This window comes from Collinsella sp. AF14-35 (assembly GCF_003464565.1).
Classification (GTDB): domain Bacteria; phylum Actinomycetota; class Coriobacteriia; order Coriobacteriales; family Coriobacteriaceae; genus Collinsella.
In genome coordinates, this window is record NZ_QRZD01000006.1 from 1 (window position 1) to 16,586 (window position 16,586).

The window sequence follows — 16,586 nt, forward strand, 5'->3', positions numbered from 1 at the left end:
GCGCTGCATGAGCATGCCCTTCTGGCGCGAGGACCTCTAAGGTTTTCCGTTTCCGGTGCGGTCCCCCTACAACCGCACCGGTTTCGCCCGTCAAACGGGCAACACTAATACTTACGTAATTCATTTCTTCGAAAGGAAACGAACCATGGGTGTTAACCTCTCCGGCCGTAGCTTCCTCAAGCTCCTCGACCTCACCACCGAGGAGATCGAGTACCTGCTCAAGCTCTCCAAGAACTTCAAGGACATGAAGCGCGCTGGCGTTCCGCACCGTTATCTCGAGGGCAAGAACATCGTTCTGCTCTTCCAGAAGACCTCCACTCGTACCCGCTGCGCCTTCGAGGTTGGCGGCGTGGATCTGGGCATGGGCGTCACCTACCTCGATCCGGGTTCGTCGCAGATGGGCAAGAAGGAGTCCATCGAGGACACCGCCCGCGTTCTCGGCCGCATGTATGACGGCATTGAGTTCCGTGGCTTTGCCCAGGACGACGTCGAGGAGCTTGCCGCTAAGTCCGGCGTGCCCGTGTGGAACGGTCTGACCACCGAGTGGCACCCCACCCAGATGCTCGCCGACATCCTGACCGTCCAGGAGAACTTCAACTACGACATCAAGGGCAAGACCCTCGTCTTCATGGGCGACTGCAAGAACAACGTCGCTCGCTCCCTCATGGTCGTCTGCTCCAAGCTCGGCATGAACTTTGTGGCCTGCGGCCCCGAGGAGTGCATGCCCGCTGACGACGTCATCGAGGCCTGCAAGCCCATCGCCGAGGCCAACGGCTGCACCATCAAGCTGACCACCGACGTCAAGGACGGCGTCACCGGTGCCGACGTTCTCTACACCGACGTGTGGGTCTCCATGGGCGAGCCCGACGAGGTCTGGGCCGAGCGCATCGCTCAGCTCACCCCGTATCGTGTTACTTCTGAGGTCATGGCTATGGCCAACCCGGGTGCCATCTTCCTGCACTGCCTGCCCAGCTTCCACGACACCAACACCACGATTGGCGCCGAGAAGTGCGAGCAGTTCGGCATCACCGAGCAGGAGGTCACCGACGAGGTCTTCGAGAGCCCTGCTTCCAAGGTCTTCGACGAGGCCGAGAACCGCATGCACACCATCAAGGCTGTCATGTACGCCACGCTCAAGTAAGAGCATCTAGCATCTCGCTCGGGGTGCATTGCTGCGCACCCCGAGCGCTTTTGTCTGGTAAAAATCTCGCACCGAGCGACATGCACGGCACGGAAGAGCCGCTTCGGGCGAGATCAGTAAATGATTTATGAAGGGGGGATGAGAACTATGACTGAGACCGCTAAGAAAAAGCGCGGTATGCCTTCATCGTTCACCATTCTTCTTGCTCTGCTGGCAATCGTCGCGGTTGTTACCGTTATCGTCTCCGGTACGTCCGGTGGCGAGGTTACCGCTGCCCGCCTGAGCGATTTCTGCACCGCCCCGGTCAAGGGCTTCGCTGACGCTCTGCCCGTCTGCCTCTTCGTTATGATCCTCGGCGGCTTCCTCGGCATGATGACCGAGACCGGCGCCCTGGACAACGGCATTGCTGTTCTGGTGCAGAAGCTTAAGGGCAATGAGATCATGCTCATTCCCGTGCTGATGTTCATCTTCTCCCTCGGTGGTACCACCTATGGTATGTGCGAGGAGACCGTTCCCTTCTACGCCCTGCTTGCCGCTACCATGATGGCCGCTGGCTTCGACCCTATGGTCGGTGCTGCCACCGTCCTGCTCGGCGCTGGCTGCGGCTGCCTGGGCTCCACGGTTAACCCGTTCGCCGTCGGCGCTGCCGTCGACGCTCTGACCGGCGTTGGCATTGAGGTCAACCAGTCCATCATCATCGGCCTCGGTGCCGTCCTGTGGATTGTTACCACTGTTATGTCCATCCTCTTCGTCATGAGCTATGCCAAGAAGGTCAAGGCTGACAAGGGTTCCACCATCCTTTCGATGCAGGAGCTCAAGGACGCCGAAGAGGCTCACGGCAAGGCTGCTTCCGAGGTTCACAAGGAGGTCAAGCTCACCGGTCGTCAGAAGGGTGTTCTGATCGCCTTTGCCTTCACCTTCGTCGTCATGATCGTCGGCTTCATCCCGCTGGCCGACCTCAACGAGGGCGTCGCCAACTTCTTCGATGCTGGCGCTGTCTATGACGCCGACGGTAACGCCATCGTTCAGGGCTGGTCTGCCCTGATCACCGGCCTGCCCATTGGCCAGTGGTACTTCGACGAGGCTTCCACCTGGTTCTTCCTCATGGCTGTCCTGATCGGTATCATCGGTGGCCTGTCCGAGAAGCAGATCGTCAACACCTTCATCACCGGCGCTGCCGACATGATGTCCGTTGTCCTCGTCATCGCTCTCGCCCGTGGTATCTCCGTCCTCATGGCTAGCACCGGCCTCGACGTCTACGTCCTCGACGCTGCCGCCAATGCTCTGGCTGGCCTGTCCGGCGTGATCTTCGCTCCCATGAGCTTCCTGGTCTACTTTGGCCTGTCCTTCCTGATCCCCTCGACCTCCGGTATGGCTACTGTCTCCATGCCCATCATGGGACCGCTGGCTGTTAAGCTCGGCTTCTCGCCCGAGGTCATGGTCATGATCTTCTCCGCCGCCATCGGCGTCGTGAATCTGTTCACCCCGACCTCTGGTGCCATCATGGGCGGTCTCGCTCTGGCTAAGATCGAGTGGACGACCTGGCTCAAGTTTGCTCTTAAGCTCATCGTCGCTCTCTCCGTCGTCTGCGCCATCATCCTGACCATCGCTTGCGTGATGATCTAAGTACCCCCTGGGTACCCCACGGAAACCATGACGATCCTATAACGGATCACCTGGTCATCGTCTGTCCGGTGGGGTAACCCCACCGGTAGACTCCTACCTTTGGCCCCCTCCCGTTCCGTGCGCGGGAGGGGGCGCTCTTGTGTTCCGGCGTTTTACCAAACGCCGGAACCACTCGACGCTGCAAGCCCGCCAGAGCGGCAATCTGACGTTCAATCGTCGGGCATGGCCAAAAGGCCTATGCCCTCCTCTTTCACGTCACCTTGCTCGCTCTGGTGGGCTTTCGCTGACTTATGCTCAACCTGCGGCGCTGCCATTGTTGGCGCAGGGGGCGGCTTGCTCGCTCTGGTGTCTGTTCGCTGTCCGTTCTCTGCCCGCGACGTTTCTGCTGTTGGTGCAAAGGGGTCAGGTTACTTTGCGCCAAAAGGGGAAGTTGCGGTGGAATAGTTCCCGTTTGGCCGTCTTGAGGGGTTAAACAGGAGCTATTTCACCGCAACTTATCGATGGCGTGTTTGGTTGGTGCCTGTTGATGGCCTGGGCATCGGGGAGGGCAGGCTCCGTTATAATCGCGTAGGAACTTAATTTACGAAACGGGACGGGAGCCATACATGCGCCAGGGTTTCGACAACGCGAAGTATATCGAGCTGCAGGCTGCTCACATTAAGGAGCGCATCTCGCAGTTTGGCGGCAAGCTGTATTTGGAGTTTGGCGGCAAGCTGTTCGATGACTATCATGCCAGCCGCGTGCTACCGGGTTTTGAGCCGGACAGCAAGTTCCGCATGCTCAAAAGCATCGCCGACGATGTCGAGGTTATCATCGCGATCAACGCGAACCACATCGAGAAAAACAAGGCTCGTGGTGACCTTGGCATTACCTATGACGAGGATGTGCTGCGCCTGGTTGACCTGTTCCGCGGCAACGGCTTTGCTGTCGCGGCCGTGGTCATCACCCAGTACGCTGGACAGCCCGCTGCCGATGTGTTCCGCAACCGCCTGAACGCGCTCGGTATTCCCGCCAAGCTGCACTATCCCATCGAGGGGTATCCGCACGATGTCGATCTGATCGTGTCCGACGACGGCTATGGCAAGAACGAGTTTGTCGAGACCACCCGACCGCTCGTTGTCGTGACGGCGCCCGGCCCTGGCTCGGGCAAGCTCGCCACTTGCCTGTCTCAGCTCTATCACGAGCACAAGCATGGCACGGCCGCCGGCTATGCCAAATTCGAGACCTTCCCGGTTTGGAATCTGCCCCTTACGCATCCGGTCAATATTGCCTACGAGGCCGCCACGGCAGACCTCGATGACGCCAACATCATCGACTCCTTCCACCTGGAGGCCTACAACAAGACCACGGTCAACTACAACCGCGACGTCGAGGCCTTCCCGGTAGTCCGTGCCCTGATGGAAAAGATCCTGGGCAAGAGCCCCTACCAGAGCCCTACGGACATGGGCGTCAATATGGTCGGTTTTGCCATCACCGATGACGATGCCTGCCGCGACGCTTCCAAGATGGAGATCGTCCGCCGCTACTTTACCGCGGTCGAAAATGTGCGCCGTACCGGCGTGGGCGATGAGCAAGTCGACCGTCTCAAGATTATTATGAAGAAAGCCGGCATCGATAAGAACTACTCACCGGCGCGCTCGGCGGCCCTCACCAGGGAGCAGCTGACGGGTGGTCCCGTGGGTGCCATGGTCATGCCCGATGGCTCCGTGGTGACCGGTAAGACCTCCACGCGCCTGGGCGCCGCAAGTTCGCTCATTATGAACGCCCTCAAGCATGTCTCGGGCGTCGACCTTGAGCTCGAGGTCATTAGCGATGAGGCGATCGAGCCCATCAGCAAGCTCAAGACGCATTTCCTGGGCAGCAAAAACCCGCGCCTCCACACCGACGAGACGCTTATGGCGCTGTCGATCACCTCGGCCACGAGTGAGACGGCCGCTCGCGTCCTTTCGGGCCTGGAGCAGCTGCGCGGTTGCGATGCCTTCTTTAGCGTGATTATCTCGCCGACGGACGAGACGGTACTGCGCAAGTTGGGCATCAACGTGTGCTGCGAGCCCAAGTTTGAGCGCCGCGGTTTCTTCCATCGCTAAGTTTGAAGCACCGCGGTAATTGCATTGCATTTTGGCCGTATCGGGTTAGCGCCCGGTACGGCTTTTTGATCAATAAAGCGTCTATTTCGGCGAAAAATAGCTGTTTACCTGCCTAGAAACAATTTGAGCGGTATACAATAACCGTAACTGTTTCATCCTTAGCGGGATGCCGCATGATGGATATTACCTGCCATCGTGAGGTGTGTCGGTCGCGCACGGCGCGTTAGATGCTCGTGCTCGGTTTGAGGAGGCTGCTATGGCGGGCAAGGGTCGTGCGAGTGTCAACGATATGAAGCGTGTCGAGGTGCTGGTGTTGATGGAGATCGACCAGCAAACCGAAGACAATGGCGGGCCGTATGGTTTCTCGCGCAAAACGCTTGCCGAGCGCGTGGGGGTTTCGCCGTATCGTGCCCGCGCCGCAATCGATCGCTTGGATTCCGAAGGCATGATTGATGTCGTCTCGCGTTATAGCGACGACGGCGGTCAGCTTGCAAATGGCATTTGCCTCACCGAACGTGGCGAGTGGTATCTTGAGGGCGTCCGTACCGGCATGCTCGTTCAGGAAATGCTTGAGGACGAGGTTGCTGATCGATAGCAGCATGTAACCCTTGCCATAGCGACGCCGCCTGGGAAACCGGGCGGCGTTTTGTTTCAAGATTGAGAAATGCAATCGCACGCGAGAAAAATTGCGAACGGTCCGCGGCGCGAGTATTACAATGAAGACCCGTAAGATGTGGATAAACAACTTCTACGGGAAGCGCAGGTAACTCAATATGACCAAGCATGTGTTCGTAACCGGCGGCGTGGTTTCGTCCCTGGGCAAGGGTATCACCGCGGCCTCGCTGGGCCGTCTGCTCAAGTCGCGTGGCTACAAAGTAACGATGCAGAAGGCCGACCCGTATCTGAACGTCGACCCCGGTACCATGAGCCCGTTCCAGCATGGTGAGGTCTTCGTTACCGAGGATGGTTACGAGTCCGACCTGGACTTGGGTCATTACGAGCGCTTTATTGATGAGAACCTGACCCGCGATTCCAACTTTACGACCGGTGCCATCTACAAAAGCCTAATCGCCCGTGAGCGTCGCGGCGACTTTTTGGGCGGCACCGTGCAGGTGATTCCGCACGTCACGAACGCCATTAAGGATAAGTTCCGTCGTATTGAGGAGCAGACCGGCTCCGATGTGGTCATCACTGAGTTGGGTGGCACCATCGGCGACATTGAATCGCAGCCGTTTGTCGAGGCCATTCGCCAGTACCGCAAGGAGGCCGGCCCCGAGAACGTCTGCTACATCCACGTGTCGCTCGTTCCCTATATCGCCGCCGCCCACGAGGTCAAGACCAAGCCGACGCAACACTCCGTCAAGGAGCTCCGCAGCTTTGGTATCCAGCCCGATATTATCGTTCTGCGTTCCGACCACCATATCGACGATGCCATCCGCGGCAAGATCGCAAGCTTCTGCGACGTCGACACCGACTGCGTCTTTACCAATGAGGACTGCGCGAGCATCTACGACGTTCCGCAGCTACTCGCCGAGCAGGACTTTGACCTGCGCATTTGCGAGCGTCTGGGTCTCGATCCGCGTGAGCGCGACATGAGTGAGTGGAACGAGTTCCTGCGCAAGCAGAACCATGCCAACCAGCACGCCGACAAGGTGAAGATCGCCGTCGTGGGCAAGTATACGCAGCTGCCCGATGCCTACCTGTCGGTTATCGAGGCCCTGCACCACGCGGGCGTCTTCTACGATCGCCATGTGGACGTCCAGCTGGTCGATGGCGAGAGCCTCGACGAGCAGAACGTCTCCGAGGTTCTGGGCGACGCCTCGGGCATCCTGGTCCCCGGCGGCTTTGGCAAGCGCGCCCTGGAGGGCAAGATCCTCGCGGCCGAGTTCGCCCGCGAGCACAAAATTCCGTATCTGGGCATTTGCCTGGGTATGCAGGTGGCCGTGTGCGAATTTGCCCGCAACGTCGTCGGCCTTGCCGGCGCCAGCTCCTCTGAGTTCGATCCGGACGGCCCGTTTAGCGTCATCGATCTGATGAGCTCGCAGGAGGACGTGACCGAGAAGGGCGGCACCATGCGCCTGGGCGCCTATCCGTGCAAGCTCGCCGCCGATACCCTTGCTCGCGAGGCATATGGCGAGGATCTCGTCTACGAGCGTCACCGTCACCGCTTTGAGTTTAACAACGCCTTCCGCGACCAGCTCGAGGACGCCGGCTTGGTTATCTCTGGCCTCTCACCCGACGAGCGCCTGGTCGAGATGGTCGAGCTGCCGCGCGACGTGCATCCGTGGTATGTGGCAACCCAGGCTCACCCCGAGTTCAAGAGCCGTCCGACCAACCCGCAGCCGCTGTTCCGAGAGTTCGTGCGTGCCTCGATCGGTCAGCACGAGGGTGTCGATCGCCTACAGGTGACGCCCATGAACCTCGCTACGGACTAAGGGTGCCGGCGAACAAAGAACATACCGAAGCTACTCCCTCGTCGCTCGCCGTGGCGGCGGGGGAGTATCTCGATTACCTCGCGGTCGAGCGGGGTTTGGCGCGCAACACGATTGCGGCCTATCGACGTGACCTGACGACGTACTGCGCCTATCTGGAGCGGGCGGGTATTGTGTCTTTTGAAGAGGTGACCCGTCAGGTCGTGGAGGGCTTTGTCGCCGACCGTCGGGATGGGGGCTATTCCGATGCCTCGGTGGAGCGTGCGCTTGCGGCCGTGAAGGGTCTGCATGCCTTTTTGGTGCGCGATGGGGCTGTGGCCCAAAATCCAACGGCGGCGTTGCGCCTGCCTAAAAAGGCTGAGCGTTTGCCGGAGTATCTATCGGTGGAGGATGTCTCGGCGCTGCTCGATCAAGACTTCCCCGAGGGCGAGATGGGCTTGCGCGACCATGCCATCTTGGAAGTGCTCTACGGATGCGGCTTGCGTGTGAGCGAGTTGGTGGGGCTCGATGTGGGCGATATCCATATCGACGATGGCTTTGTGCTCGTTCGCGGTAAGGGCTCAAAGGAACGCCTGTCCCCGCTGGTGGGAAGCGCGGCGCGAGCTCTGACGCTCTATTTAACTGAGGGGCGTTCTCGCTTGGCGGCCCATGCCCACGGAACCGAGACCTCGGCGGTCTTTTTAAATAAGAACGGCCGCCGTCTGTCGCGCCAGGGCATCCATGCCATCTGTGAGCGCTACGGGCGCCAGGTGGGGCTGGTGGGACTCCATCCCCATACGCTGCGTCACTCCTTTGCCACCCATATGCTTGCGGGCGGTGCAGACCTCCGTGTGCTACAGGAGATCTTGGGACATGCCGATATATCGACCACGCAGGTCTACACGCATGTCGATCGTACGCAACTGACCGAGGTCTATCTGGCGGCGCACCCGCTGGCACATCGTTAACACATCGCTGGCCTGCATATCTATAGGTATTTGGGGACGGGCCCCAGATTGCCGCGGCGTGCTTTTGCGCGCGCATGGGCAATCTGGGGCCCGTCCCATTTTTTGCCACTTGTCGTCGCGGTGGTGGGCCGCATGTGCCTTGGGTGGGGGAGTTTGGGGGCGATGTGAACGGCATGTAAAGGGACGCAAAAATCGCCTCAAGGTCAACTTGAAGGTTGAGGTTGAAAGGCGGGGTGCCACAGGTGGCATCCCGCCGTTGCTGTAAACACAACATATTGTGTTTTCGAACATATGATTGGGGGGTGTTTTGCAATATATGGTGGGTGGAGTGGTGGGGCGGGGTGGGGGAAGGCGTGGGGAAAGGTGTTGAAAAATGGGGCGGTTCCCCATATTATTAATGACGTCGACAGGCGGGGTGGTTCCCCGCGTACGTGCCATCTGAGTAACCGAGGGGAGGGCGCACATGGGAATGACTGGTGCATACGAGCGCAATCTCGATGCAAAAGGTCGTCTGTCCCTGCCTGCACCCCTTCGCGAGGAGCTTGGAGAGCACGTTCGCGTGTTCAAAGCCCTGGATGTCGATGCTCTGTACGTGTTCTCTGCCGAGGCCTTCGATAAGTGGGTCGAAGGACTCTTCGCGGGTCGTGAGGGCCACGAGGGTTTTAACCCGCGTGACATTAATGACCAGAAGCTCATGAGGGCGATCAACAAGCGCACCACGTCGATGGACGTGGACAGCGCCGGTCGTATCGGTCTTTCCGAGTCTCTCCGCAAGCAGGCGAACCTCGACCGCGAGGTCACGGTTGTGGGCAACTACGACCACCTTGAGGTTTGGGATCGCGCCGCGGCCGATGAGGACGATGACGATGAGGCCCTGCTGGACCTCTTCTTCTCGTAAGGGCAAGGCACGGGTAACGGATGGAGCGTGGGATCTTGACACAAGAATATCGGCATGAACCTGTCATGCTCGGCGAAGTGCTTGAGTCGCTGCGGCTAAAGAGCGGCTCCGTTGTCTGCGATTGCACCCTTGGCGGTGCCGGCCATTCGGTAAAGATGGCCGCGCAGGTGGGGGAGACGGGCCTTTTGCTCGGCGTCGACCAGGACGACATGGCCCTCGAGGCCGCTGGCGCCCGTCTGGACCGCGAGGTTCCCGGCGTTCCGCACCAGCTGCTGAAGGGCAACTTCGGCGACTTGGACGAGCTGCTTTGCTCGGCCGAGGTGCCCGGGGTCGATGGCTTCCTGTTCGATTTGGGCGTTTCGTCGCCGCAACTCGATATCCCTGGCAGGGGCTTTTCGTATAACGAGGACGCCCCATTGGACATGCGGATGGATCCGGGTAATAACACCTTAAACGCAGCTGAGGTCATCAACACCTATAACGAACACGACCTCGCCCGGATTCTACGCGTCTACGGCGAAGAGAAGTTCGCCTCGCAGATCGCGCGCGAGATCGTGCGCCGCCGCGAGCAAGAACCGATCGAAACCACCGGCCAATTTGTCGAGATCATCAAGGCAGGTATCCCGGCTGCCGCTCGTCGGCATGGCGGACACCCGGCCAAGAAAAGTTTCCAGGCCATTCGCATCGAGGTCAATCACGAGCTCGATGTGCTCGAACGAGGGCTTGATGCCGCCACCAGGTGGCTCAACCCGGGCGGACGTATCTGCGTCATCTCGTATCACTCGCTCGAGGACCGTATCGTAAAGAACCACTTTAAGGAGATGAGCCAGGGGTGCACGTGTCCGCCGGAGATTCCGGTGTGCGTGTGCGGCAACGTGCCGATACTCAAGGTCATCACCCGCAAACCCTTGGTTGCCCAGCCTGATGAGGTTGAGCGCAACCCTCGGGCGAGATCAGCCAAAATCCGCGTGGCGCAGCGTCTGTAGGCACGACCGCGCGATATTGGACCTCCCGCTCGCACCATAAACGAAGCTTAAACACACTACCAACGTACTCGGGATGGGAGGCGGCATATCATGGGCTACAACACTTCAAGCGCAGCACTCGCCTATGATATGAACGCCATGCCCGCCTATCGTGAGACGCCGCAGGCCCCCGTTGCTCCCCGTGAGCAGCGCACGCCGCGCTTTGATGTCTACACGGGCGCGGGCCGTCAGGCAAACCAGGCGGTAAGCCCGGTTTTCATGAGCGTTCTTAAAACGTTTTGCATCATTGCGGCCATCTTCATGACGATCGGCGTCGCCCGCGTGGCGCTCGCCGGCGTTACGGCCCAGGTGCTCAACAGCAACGCCGAGCTTACCAACACGCTCGAAAAGGCGACCGATGAGAGCTCCGACCTGGAGGTCATGCATTCGGTCTATGGCGCCGACACGCGTATTCGCGACCTTGCGGGCGCTTATGGCATGGTGGAGCCCAGCGAGAGCGTTACACTTGACTTTTCGCAGGATGCAGCCGCGGGCGCCAACGCGACCGCGACCGCTCAGTAGCAAGACGGTAGCTGAGTATGACAAATGACTATCGCCGCGGTTCCGATGGGGGCCGCGGTTCTGGACGTCCCTCGTCGCGGGGACGTTCTGGTTATCAAGGAACGGGTCGGCAATCTTACAACGCCGGGCAGTCCCGTGGCAACGACCCGGCGTCGCGACTTCGCGGCTCGGGCGGCCCTCAAGTGCATAACACCAGGTCGCGCAAGAGTTCGTCGACCGAATGGCTCACGGGCACGCCTCTGCCTCGCCGCAAAGCCGTCATGGGCTTCATTGGGCTTGGCTTGGGCTTGGGCGTCTTTCGCCTTGCCGACTATCAAATTGTCGAAGCCGATAAACTGCGCGAGCGTGCCGATGCGCGCCGCCTGCTTGCGCAGACCCTCTATGCCAAACGTGGCACCATCTACGACCGCAACGGTAACGTGCTGGCGTCGTCGGTCGAATGTCGCAACATCGCCGTGAACCCCCAGCTTGTCGAGGATGTTGACAAGACGGTGTCGGCGCTGGTCAAGGCAACTGGAATCGATAAAAAGACCTGCCGTAAGCTCGTTGAGTCCGATGGAACCTGGGTGTATATCAAGCGCCAGGTGGACGAAGACGACGCTGCGGCGCTGGAGAAGAAGAACCTGCCCGGCGTGCTTTTTGAGCAGGCCATGAAGCGCGTATATCCATACGGCAATCTGGCATCGCAGGTGCTGGGTGTAGTGAATGTAGACAACGACGGCTTGACGGGTCTCGAAAAGCAATACAACAAGCTTCTGACCGGCACGAACGGTTCTCTCGTACGCGAGCGCGCGAGGGACGGCAGCTATATCGCGGGCGGTGCCTATAAAAAGGTGGCTGCGGTCGACGGCGTTGATATCGTGACGACGCTCGACGTCAATATCCAGCGTGCGGCCGAGGATGCCCTGGCAGAGGCTGTCGAGAAGACAAAGGCCAAGAACGGCTCGGCGCTGGTCACCGATCCTACGACAGGCGAGATCTTGGCAGCCTGCTCGTATCCGACCTACGACCAGACCAATTTGGAAAACGCCAAGACCGAGGATATGAACCTGCGCCTGGTCACCGACGCCTACGAGCCCGGCTCGGTCTTTAAGACGCTCGTGGCGGGCGCCGGCTTCGACTTGGGCGTCGTGCGGTCGAGTACGTCGTTTGAGGTGCCGGCGAGCATCAAGGTGGGCGACGATACCGTCACCGATGCCGACAAGCGCGACTACGCCATGACCATGGATGTGCGCGAGATGATGCGCCGTTCGTCCAACGTGGGATTTGTCCTGGTGGGGCGCAAGATCGGTGCCGACGACTTTGCCGCCTATGTGGACAAGTGGGGCATCGGTCACAGCTCGGGTGTCGATTTTCCGGGCGAGAGTCTGGGCATCGTCAAGGAGCGTGACCAGTATGACGGCGCCACGCTGGGCTCGATGAGCTTTGGACAGGCGCTGTCTGTCTCGTCGATTGAGATCGCACGTGCCGTGGGCGGCATCGCCAACGGCGGCGTGATGATGACCCCGCACTTCTATAAGTCCAGCAAAGGCGACGAGAAGGACTGGGGCGAAGGCGAGCGCGCGATTTCGGAGGACGCCGCATCCCAGGTGACATCGTGCATGCAGACGGTCGTGTCGGAGGGAACGGGCGTTGGCGGCGCGGTTGACGGCTATGACGTGGCGGGTAAGACCGGTACGGCCGAACGTGCCGACGAGAACGGCGGCTACCTCAAGGAGAACTACATGTCGTCCTTTATGGGCTTTGCACCGGCACAATCGCCCAAGGTGCTGTGCTATATCACGCTCGACGGAACGCCGAGCGGCTCAGATGCCGCTGCGGTGCCGTTCCAGTCCATTATGGCCAACGCGCTCGACGTGCTGGGTATCCCGCACACGAAGTAGGGGGTTACAATCTTTGGGGCGTGGTTTGTTGTCCCATATGAGGGGTGTTCACATGCCCTGCACCACGCATGCGCGGCGCTGGGATACAATACGCCGATAGCATTATTTAGGTTTACAGGGGAGCTGCAATGATAGAGATCGCCGTCAACAACCTCGCGGCCGCAACAGGGGCCCGAACCGTGACGGGAGAAGTCGATCGGGTATGCCGCGGGTGCGTTATCGACTCGCGCCAGGTCGAGGAAGGGACGATTTTCGTCGCCTTTCCCGGTGAAAACGTCGACGGCAATGATTTTGCTTCCCGTGCCGTCCAGTCGGGTGCCGGCGCCGTCGTGATGACGCGTGAGCCCGAGGCCGAGCTGGTCTCGCTGGCGCAGGACAAGGGCTGTGCCATCTTGCTGACCGATGATCCCGAGGAGTTTCTGCTGCGTTTGGCGCACGTGTATCGCCTGGAGCTTGGCTGCCTGGTCGTTGGCATTACCGGTTCCATCGGCAAGACGACGACCAAGGACGTTCTCGCCGCTGTGCTCGCCAAGCGCTATCGTGTCTGGGCCACCAAGGGCAATTTCAATAACCTGATCGGCATGCCGCTCACGGTGCTTTCCGCTCCGGCCGATACCGAGGTCCTGGTGCTCGAGATGGGCATGAACCATTTCCACGAGATCGAGCGCCTGTCCCAGTCCGCCAATCCCAACCTTGCCATCGTGAGCAAGATCGGCACCTCTCATATCGGCATTTTGGGCAGCCGCGAGAACATCGCCCGCGCTAAAGCCGAGATTGTCCAGGGCATGTGCGCCGCCGGCGACTATTTGCCGCTGCTGGTTTTGGGCGGCGAGGACGATTTTACGCCGTTCATTCGCGATACGTTCGCCCAGCCTGCTGGTATCGACGTGATGCTGGCCGGTGTCTCTGACGATGATGAGGTCCGCGCCCGCGACGTTCGCGTTGATGACGAGGGCCGTCCGGTCTTTACGCTCGATTTTGGTCAGGGCGAGACAATCGATACCATGCTTGCCATCCCCGGCGTGCAGTCCGTTCCTAATGCCGTTAAGGCCGCCGCGGTTGCCTATCGCCTGGGCGTGACGCCCGAGCAGATCGATGCTGCCTTTAGGGGCCTCACGATCACCGGGCACCGCCAGGAGATCAAGCGCGCCAAGAGCGGTGCACGCATCATCGACGATTCCTATAACGCCAGCGCCGAATCGATGGCAGCCGGCCTCGATCTGCTGTGCTCGCTTTCGTGCACGGGGTCTCGCATGGCGATTCTGGGCGAGATGGGCGAGATGGGCGATGAGGCTCCTCGCATGCATGAGCTCGTGGGCGCCTATGCCGCCGCCAAGAAGCTCGACATGCTGGCGTGCGTGGGTGGTGAGCTGGCCCAGCTTATGGCCGATGCCGCGCGCATGATGGGTATGGACGAGGACCGCATCCAGGTGTTCTCCGATTATCAGCAGGTGCTCGAACGCATGGGCGGCGCGCTTGAAAAACATGATGTTGTACTGGTCAAGGGTTCCCGCTTTGTTGAGCTCGACCGCTTTGTGGAAGGTGTGTGCTAGCCCATGTTCGGCAATCCCTCGTATCCAACGTATCAGGCTTTTTTGGGGCTTGGCATCGCCGCAGCCATTGCGCTGCTGCTCATGCCGTGGTGGATCAAGCTGCTCAAGGTCGAGGGTATCGGCCAGCAGGTTCGTGCCGACGGCCCCAAGCGTCATTTGGTTAAGCAGGGAACGCCCACCATGGGTGGCGTTGTCATCCTCGTCGCGATCTCGCTGACCTGCCTGCTGATGGGCAAGCTCACCACCGAGCTCGTACTCGTGCTGCTCGCCACGCTGGCGACCGGCGTGCTGGGCCTGATCGACGACCTGACCTCCGTTACGCATGGGCGCTCGCTCGGTCTGACGCCCCATGCCAAGATGATCGGCCTAACCATTATCTGTGTCACCTTTACGGTACTTGCCGTCAACTGGTGCGGTGTCGCCCCCGAGATTCGTTTTCCCGGTGGGTTGACGATCGACCTTGGCGTGCTTTCGACCACCATCTGCGGCTATTCGTTCCCGTGGCTCTATATTGTCTTTTGCTGGCTGATGATTGCCGGTCTTTCTAATGCCGTGAACCTGACCGATGGCCTTGACGGTCTTGCTGGCGGCACCTCCATGATCGCCATGCTCGCCATGGCTGCCATGGCGTTTTTGCACGGAGACGTGAACCTGTCCATCTTCTGCACCGCGTGTGCCGGTGCCTGCTTGGGCTTTCTGTGGTTCAACTGCTATCCGGCGAGCATCTTTATGGGCGATACCGGCTCGCTTGCCCTGGGCGCCGCGTTTGCCTGCACGTCCATCATGACCAACACCGAGGTCGTCTCCCTTATCATCGGCGGCCTGTTTATCGTTGAGACCCTTTCGGTCATGATTCAGGTTGTCTACTTCCACTTTACGCACAAGCGCGTCTTCCTTATGGCGCCCATCCATCATCATTTCGAAAAGAAGGGTTGGGCCGAGACCAAGGTCGTCATCCGTTTTTGGATTATCGCTGCGGCCTTTGGTGCCGTTGGCCTTGCCCTGTTCTTCCAGTTGGGATAGTGGTCTTTCATGCCTCTTGCTGATGTCTTTAGCCTGCTCGTTTTGGGTCAGGGCAAATCCGGTCTCGATGTCGCCCGCTGGGCGCTGGCACATCCCGAGCGCGTAAGTGCCGTTACCGTGTGTGGCGGCGGCACCTCTGAGCCCAATGACGCCACGCGTGCGCTCGAGGCTGCTGGTGCGTCGTTTGTCTATGGGACCGAACAGGTCGAGGGCGCCTATGACGTATGCGTGACGTGCCCGGGCATCTCGGAGTTCTCGGGCTTCTTTAAGGCCGGGCGCGAGCATGCCGCCCAGATTATGGGTGAGCCCGAGTTTGCCTATCGCCTGTCGCCCGATAACTGGATTGCCATCACGGGCACCAACGGCAAAACGACCACCACGTCGCTGACCGATTATCTGCTCAAGGCTGCCGGCGAGGCCAGCGTTGCTGTCGGCAACATCGGCGAGCCGCCGGTCAACGAGATTGACGGCCGAGCCCACAACGAGTGGTTTGTGGCTGAGCTCTCGAGCTATCAGATTGCTACGACCACCGAGCTCCACCCGCGCGTGGCGGTGCTGCTCAACATCACTCCCGACCACTTGGGCTGGCATAAGAGCCATAAGAACTACGCGCTTGCCAAGGTCAAACTGTTTGACAATATGGTCGATGACGATCTGGCGGTTGTCGACGTCGAAGACGCCGGCATTCACGAGTTCGATGAGTACATCTACACGCCGGGTCGTCGCATCTGCAAGGTCGCTTTTGACGAGCCCGAGGGCGAGGATGCCGCCTTTGTGCGCGACGGCAAGATGGTCGTGCGCCTGAAGGGCGTCGAGACCCCGCTCATCGCTGCATCCGAGCTCAAGATCTCGGGCCATCACAATGTTATCAATGCCCTGTGCGCTGCCACGGCTGCCCTGGCAGTCGGTGCCGATGTCGATGGCGTCTGCCGCGGTCTGGCCTCGTTCCAGCCGCTCGAGCACCGCGTGGAGCCGTGTGGCGAGATTGACGGCGTGCGCTACGTCAACGATTCCAAGGCGACCAACACCGATGCGGTCGAGAAGGCACTGACGGCATTTCCCGATGACGATGTGATCTTGCTGCTCGGCGGCCACGATAAGGGCACGCCGCTCACGGACTTCGCGCGCTTCGTTATGGACAACGTGCGCTCGGTCGTCTGCTTTGGCGATGCGCGTGAGCGCTTCACCGCCGCTATGGACGAGGCCGATGTCGATGGCGATGTGGATATCGCCCAGGCGGATGACCTACGCGACGCCGTGGACGTCGCCCGTTCGCTGTCGAGCCGTGGTGACGTGATCTTACTTTCTCCTGCCTGCTCTTCGTTCGATGAGTTCTCGGGCTATGAGGAGCGCGGCCGCGTGTTTAAGGACTACGTGGCCCAGCTTGCCGCTGCAGCGAAATCACAAATGGAATAGGGGTTGCGGTGAGAGAGGAGAGCCCCCGACAAG

13 protein-coding genes are annotated in these 16,586 nt (G+C 60.1%); all 13 read left to right on the forward strand.

All coding sequences use genetic code 11. The annotated features are described in order from the left end of the window. The first annotated feature begins 145 nt into the window (after positions 1-145). Positions 146-1,141, forward strand: a complete 996-nt coding sequence (gene argF, locus DWW12_RS03150; protein ID WP_117854945.1) for an ornithine carbamoyltransferase — start codon at positions 146-148, stop codon at positions 1,139-1,141. Between the two features lie 138 nt (positions 1,142-1,279). Continuing rightward, positions 1,280-2,767 (forward strand): YfcC family protein, encoded by a 1,488-nt coding sequence (locus tag DWW12_RS03155; RefSeq protein WP_369832000.1) that lies wholly within the window; start codon positions 1,280-1,282, stop codon positions 2,765-2,767. Positions 2,768-3,372: 605 nt separating this feature from the next. Next, on the forward strand, positions 3,373-4,854 hold the full coding sequence (locus DWW12_RS03160; protein ID WP_006234276.1) for a DUF1846 domain-containing protein: 1,482 nt from the start codon (positions 3,373-3,375) through the stop codon (positions 4,852-4,854). Between the two features lie 256 nt (positions 4,855-5,110). Next, complete coding sequence (locus DWW12_RS03165; protein WP_040358312.1) at positions 5,111-5,449, forward strand: hypothetical protein; 339 nt, start codon at positions 5,111-5,113, stop codon at positions 5,447-5,449. A 178-nt stretch (positions 5,450-5,627) separates the two neighbouring features. Continuing rightward, positions 5,628-7,289 carry a CTP synthase gene (locus DWW12_RS03170; protein ID WP_117854947.1) on the forward strand — a complete coding sequence of 554 codons (1,662 nt, stop codon included), beginning with the start codon at positions 5,628-5,630 and terminating at the stop codon, positions 7,287-7,289. A gap of 2 nt (positions 7,290-7,291) precedes the next feature. Beyond that, complete coding sequence (xerD, locus tag DWW12_RS03175; RefSeq protein WP_187361891.1) at positions 7,292-8,233, forward strand: site-specific tyrosine recombinase XerD; 942 nt, start codon at positions 7,292-7,294, stop codon at positions 8,231-8,233. 463 nt (positions 8,234-8,696) lie between these two features. Beyond that, positions 8,697-9,131, forward strand: coding sequence for a division/cell wall cluster transcriptional repressor MraZ (locus DWW12_RS03180; protein ID WP_006234269.1), 435 nt, complete (start codon positions 8,697-8,699; stop codon positions 9,129-9,131). 20 nt (positions 9,132-9,151) lie between these two features. Continuing rightward, positions 9,152-10,117, forward strand: coding sequence for a 16S rRNA (cytosine(1402)-N(4))-methyltransferase RsmH (rsmH, locus tag DWW12_RS03185; protein ID WP_006234266.1), 966 nt, complete (start codon positions 9,152-9,154; stop codon positions 10,115-10,117). 90 nt (positions 10,118-10,207) lie between these two features. Continuing rightward, entirely contained in the window at positions 10,208-10,678 is a 471-nt protein-coding gene (locus tag DWW12_RS03190; protein WP_022094483.1) for a hypothetical protein, read from the forward strand. 182 nt (positions 10,679-10,860) lie between these two features. Next, positions 10,861-12,561 carry a peptidoglycan D,D-transpeptidase FtsI family protein gene (locus DWW12_RS03195; RefSeq protein WP_369832410.1) on the forward strand — a complete coding sequence of 567 codons (1,701 nt, stop codon included), beginning with the start codon at positions 10,861-10,863 and terminating at the stop codon, positions 12,559-12,561. A 128-nt stretch (positions 12,562-12,689) separates the two neighbouring features. Then, positions 12,690-14,114, forward strand: a complete 1,425-nt coding sequence (gene murF, locus DWW12_RS03200) for a UDP-N-acetylmuramoyl-tripeptide--D-alanyl-D-alanine ligase (RefSeq protein WP_117854949.1) — start codon at positions 12,690-12,692, stop codon at positions 14,112-14,114. Between the two features lie 3 nt (positions 14,115-14,117). Further along, positions 14,118-15,137, forward strand: coding sequence for a phospho-N-acetylmuramoyl-pentapeptide-transferase (gene mraY, locus DWW12_RS03205; protein ID WP_089571579.1), 1,020 nt, complete (start codon positions 14,118-14,120; stop codon positions 15,135-15,137). Between the two features lie 9 nt (positions 15,138-15,146). Then, positions 15,147-16,553: a UDP-N-acetylmuramoyl-L-alanine--D-glutamate ligase gene (gene murD / locus DWW12_RS03210; RefSeq protein ID WP_117854950.1), complete on the forward strand. Its 1,407-nt coding sequence runs from the start codon at positions 15,147-15,149 to the stop codon at positions 16,551-16,553. The last annotated feature ends 33 nt before the right edge of the window (positions 16,554-16,586 follow it).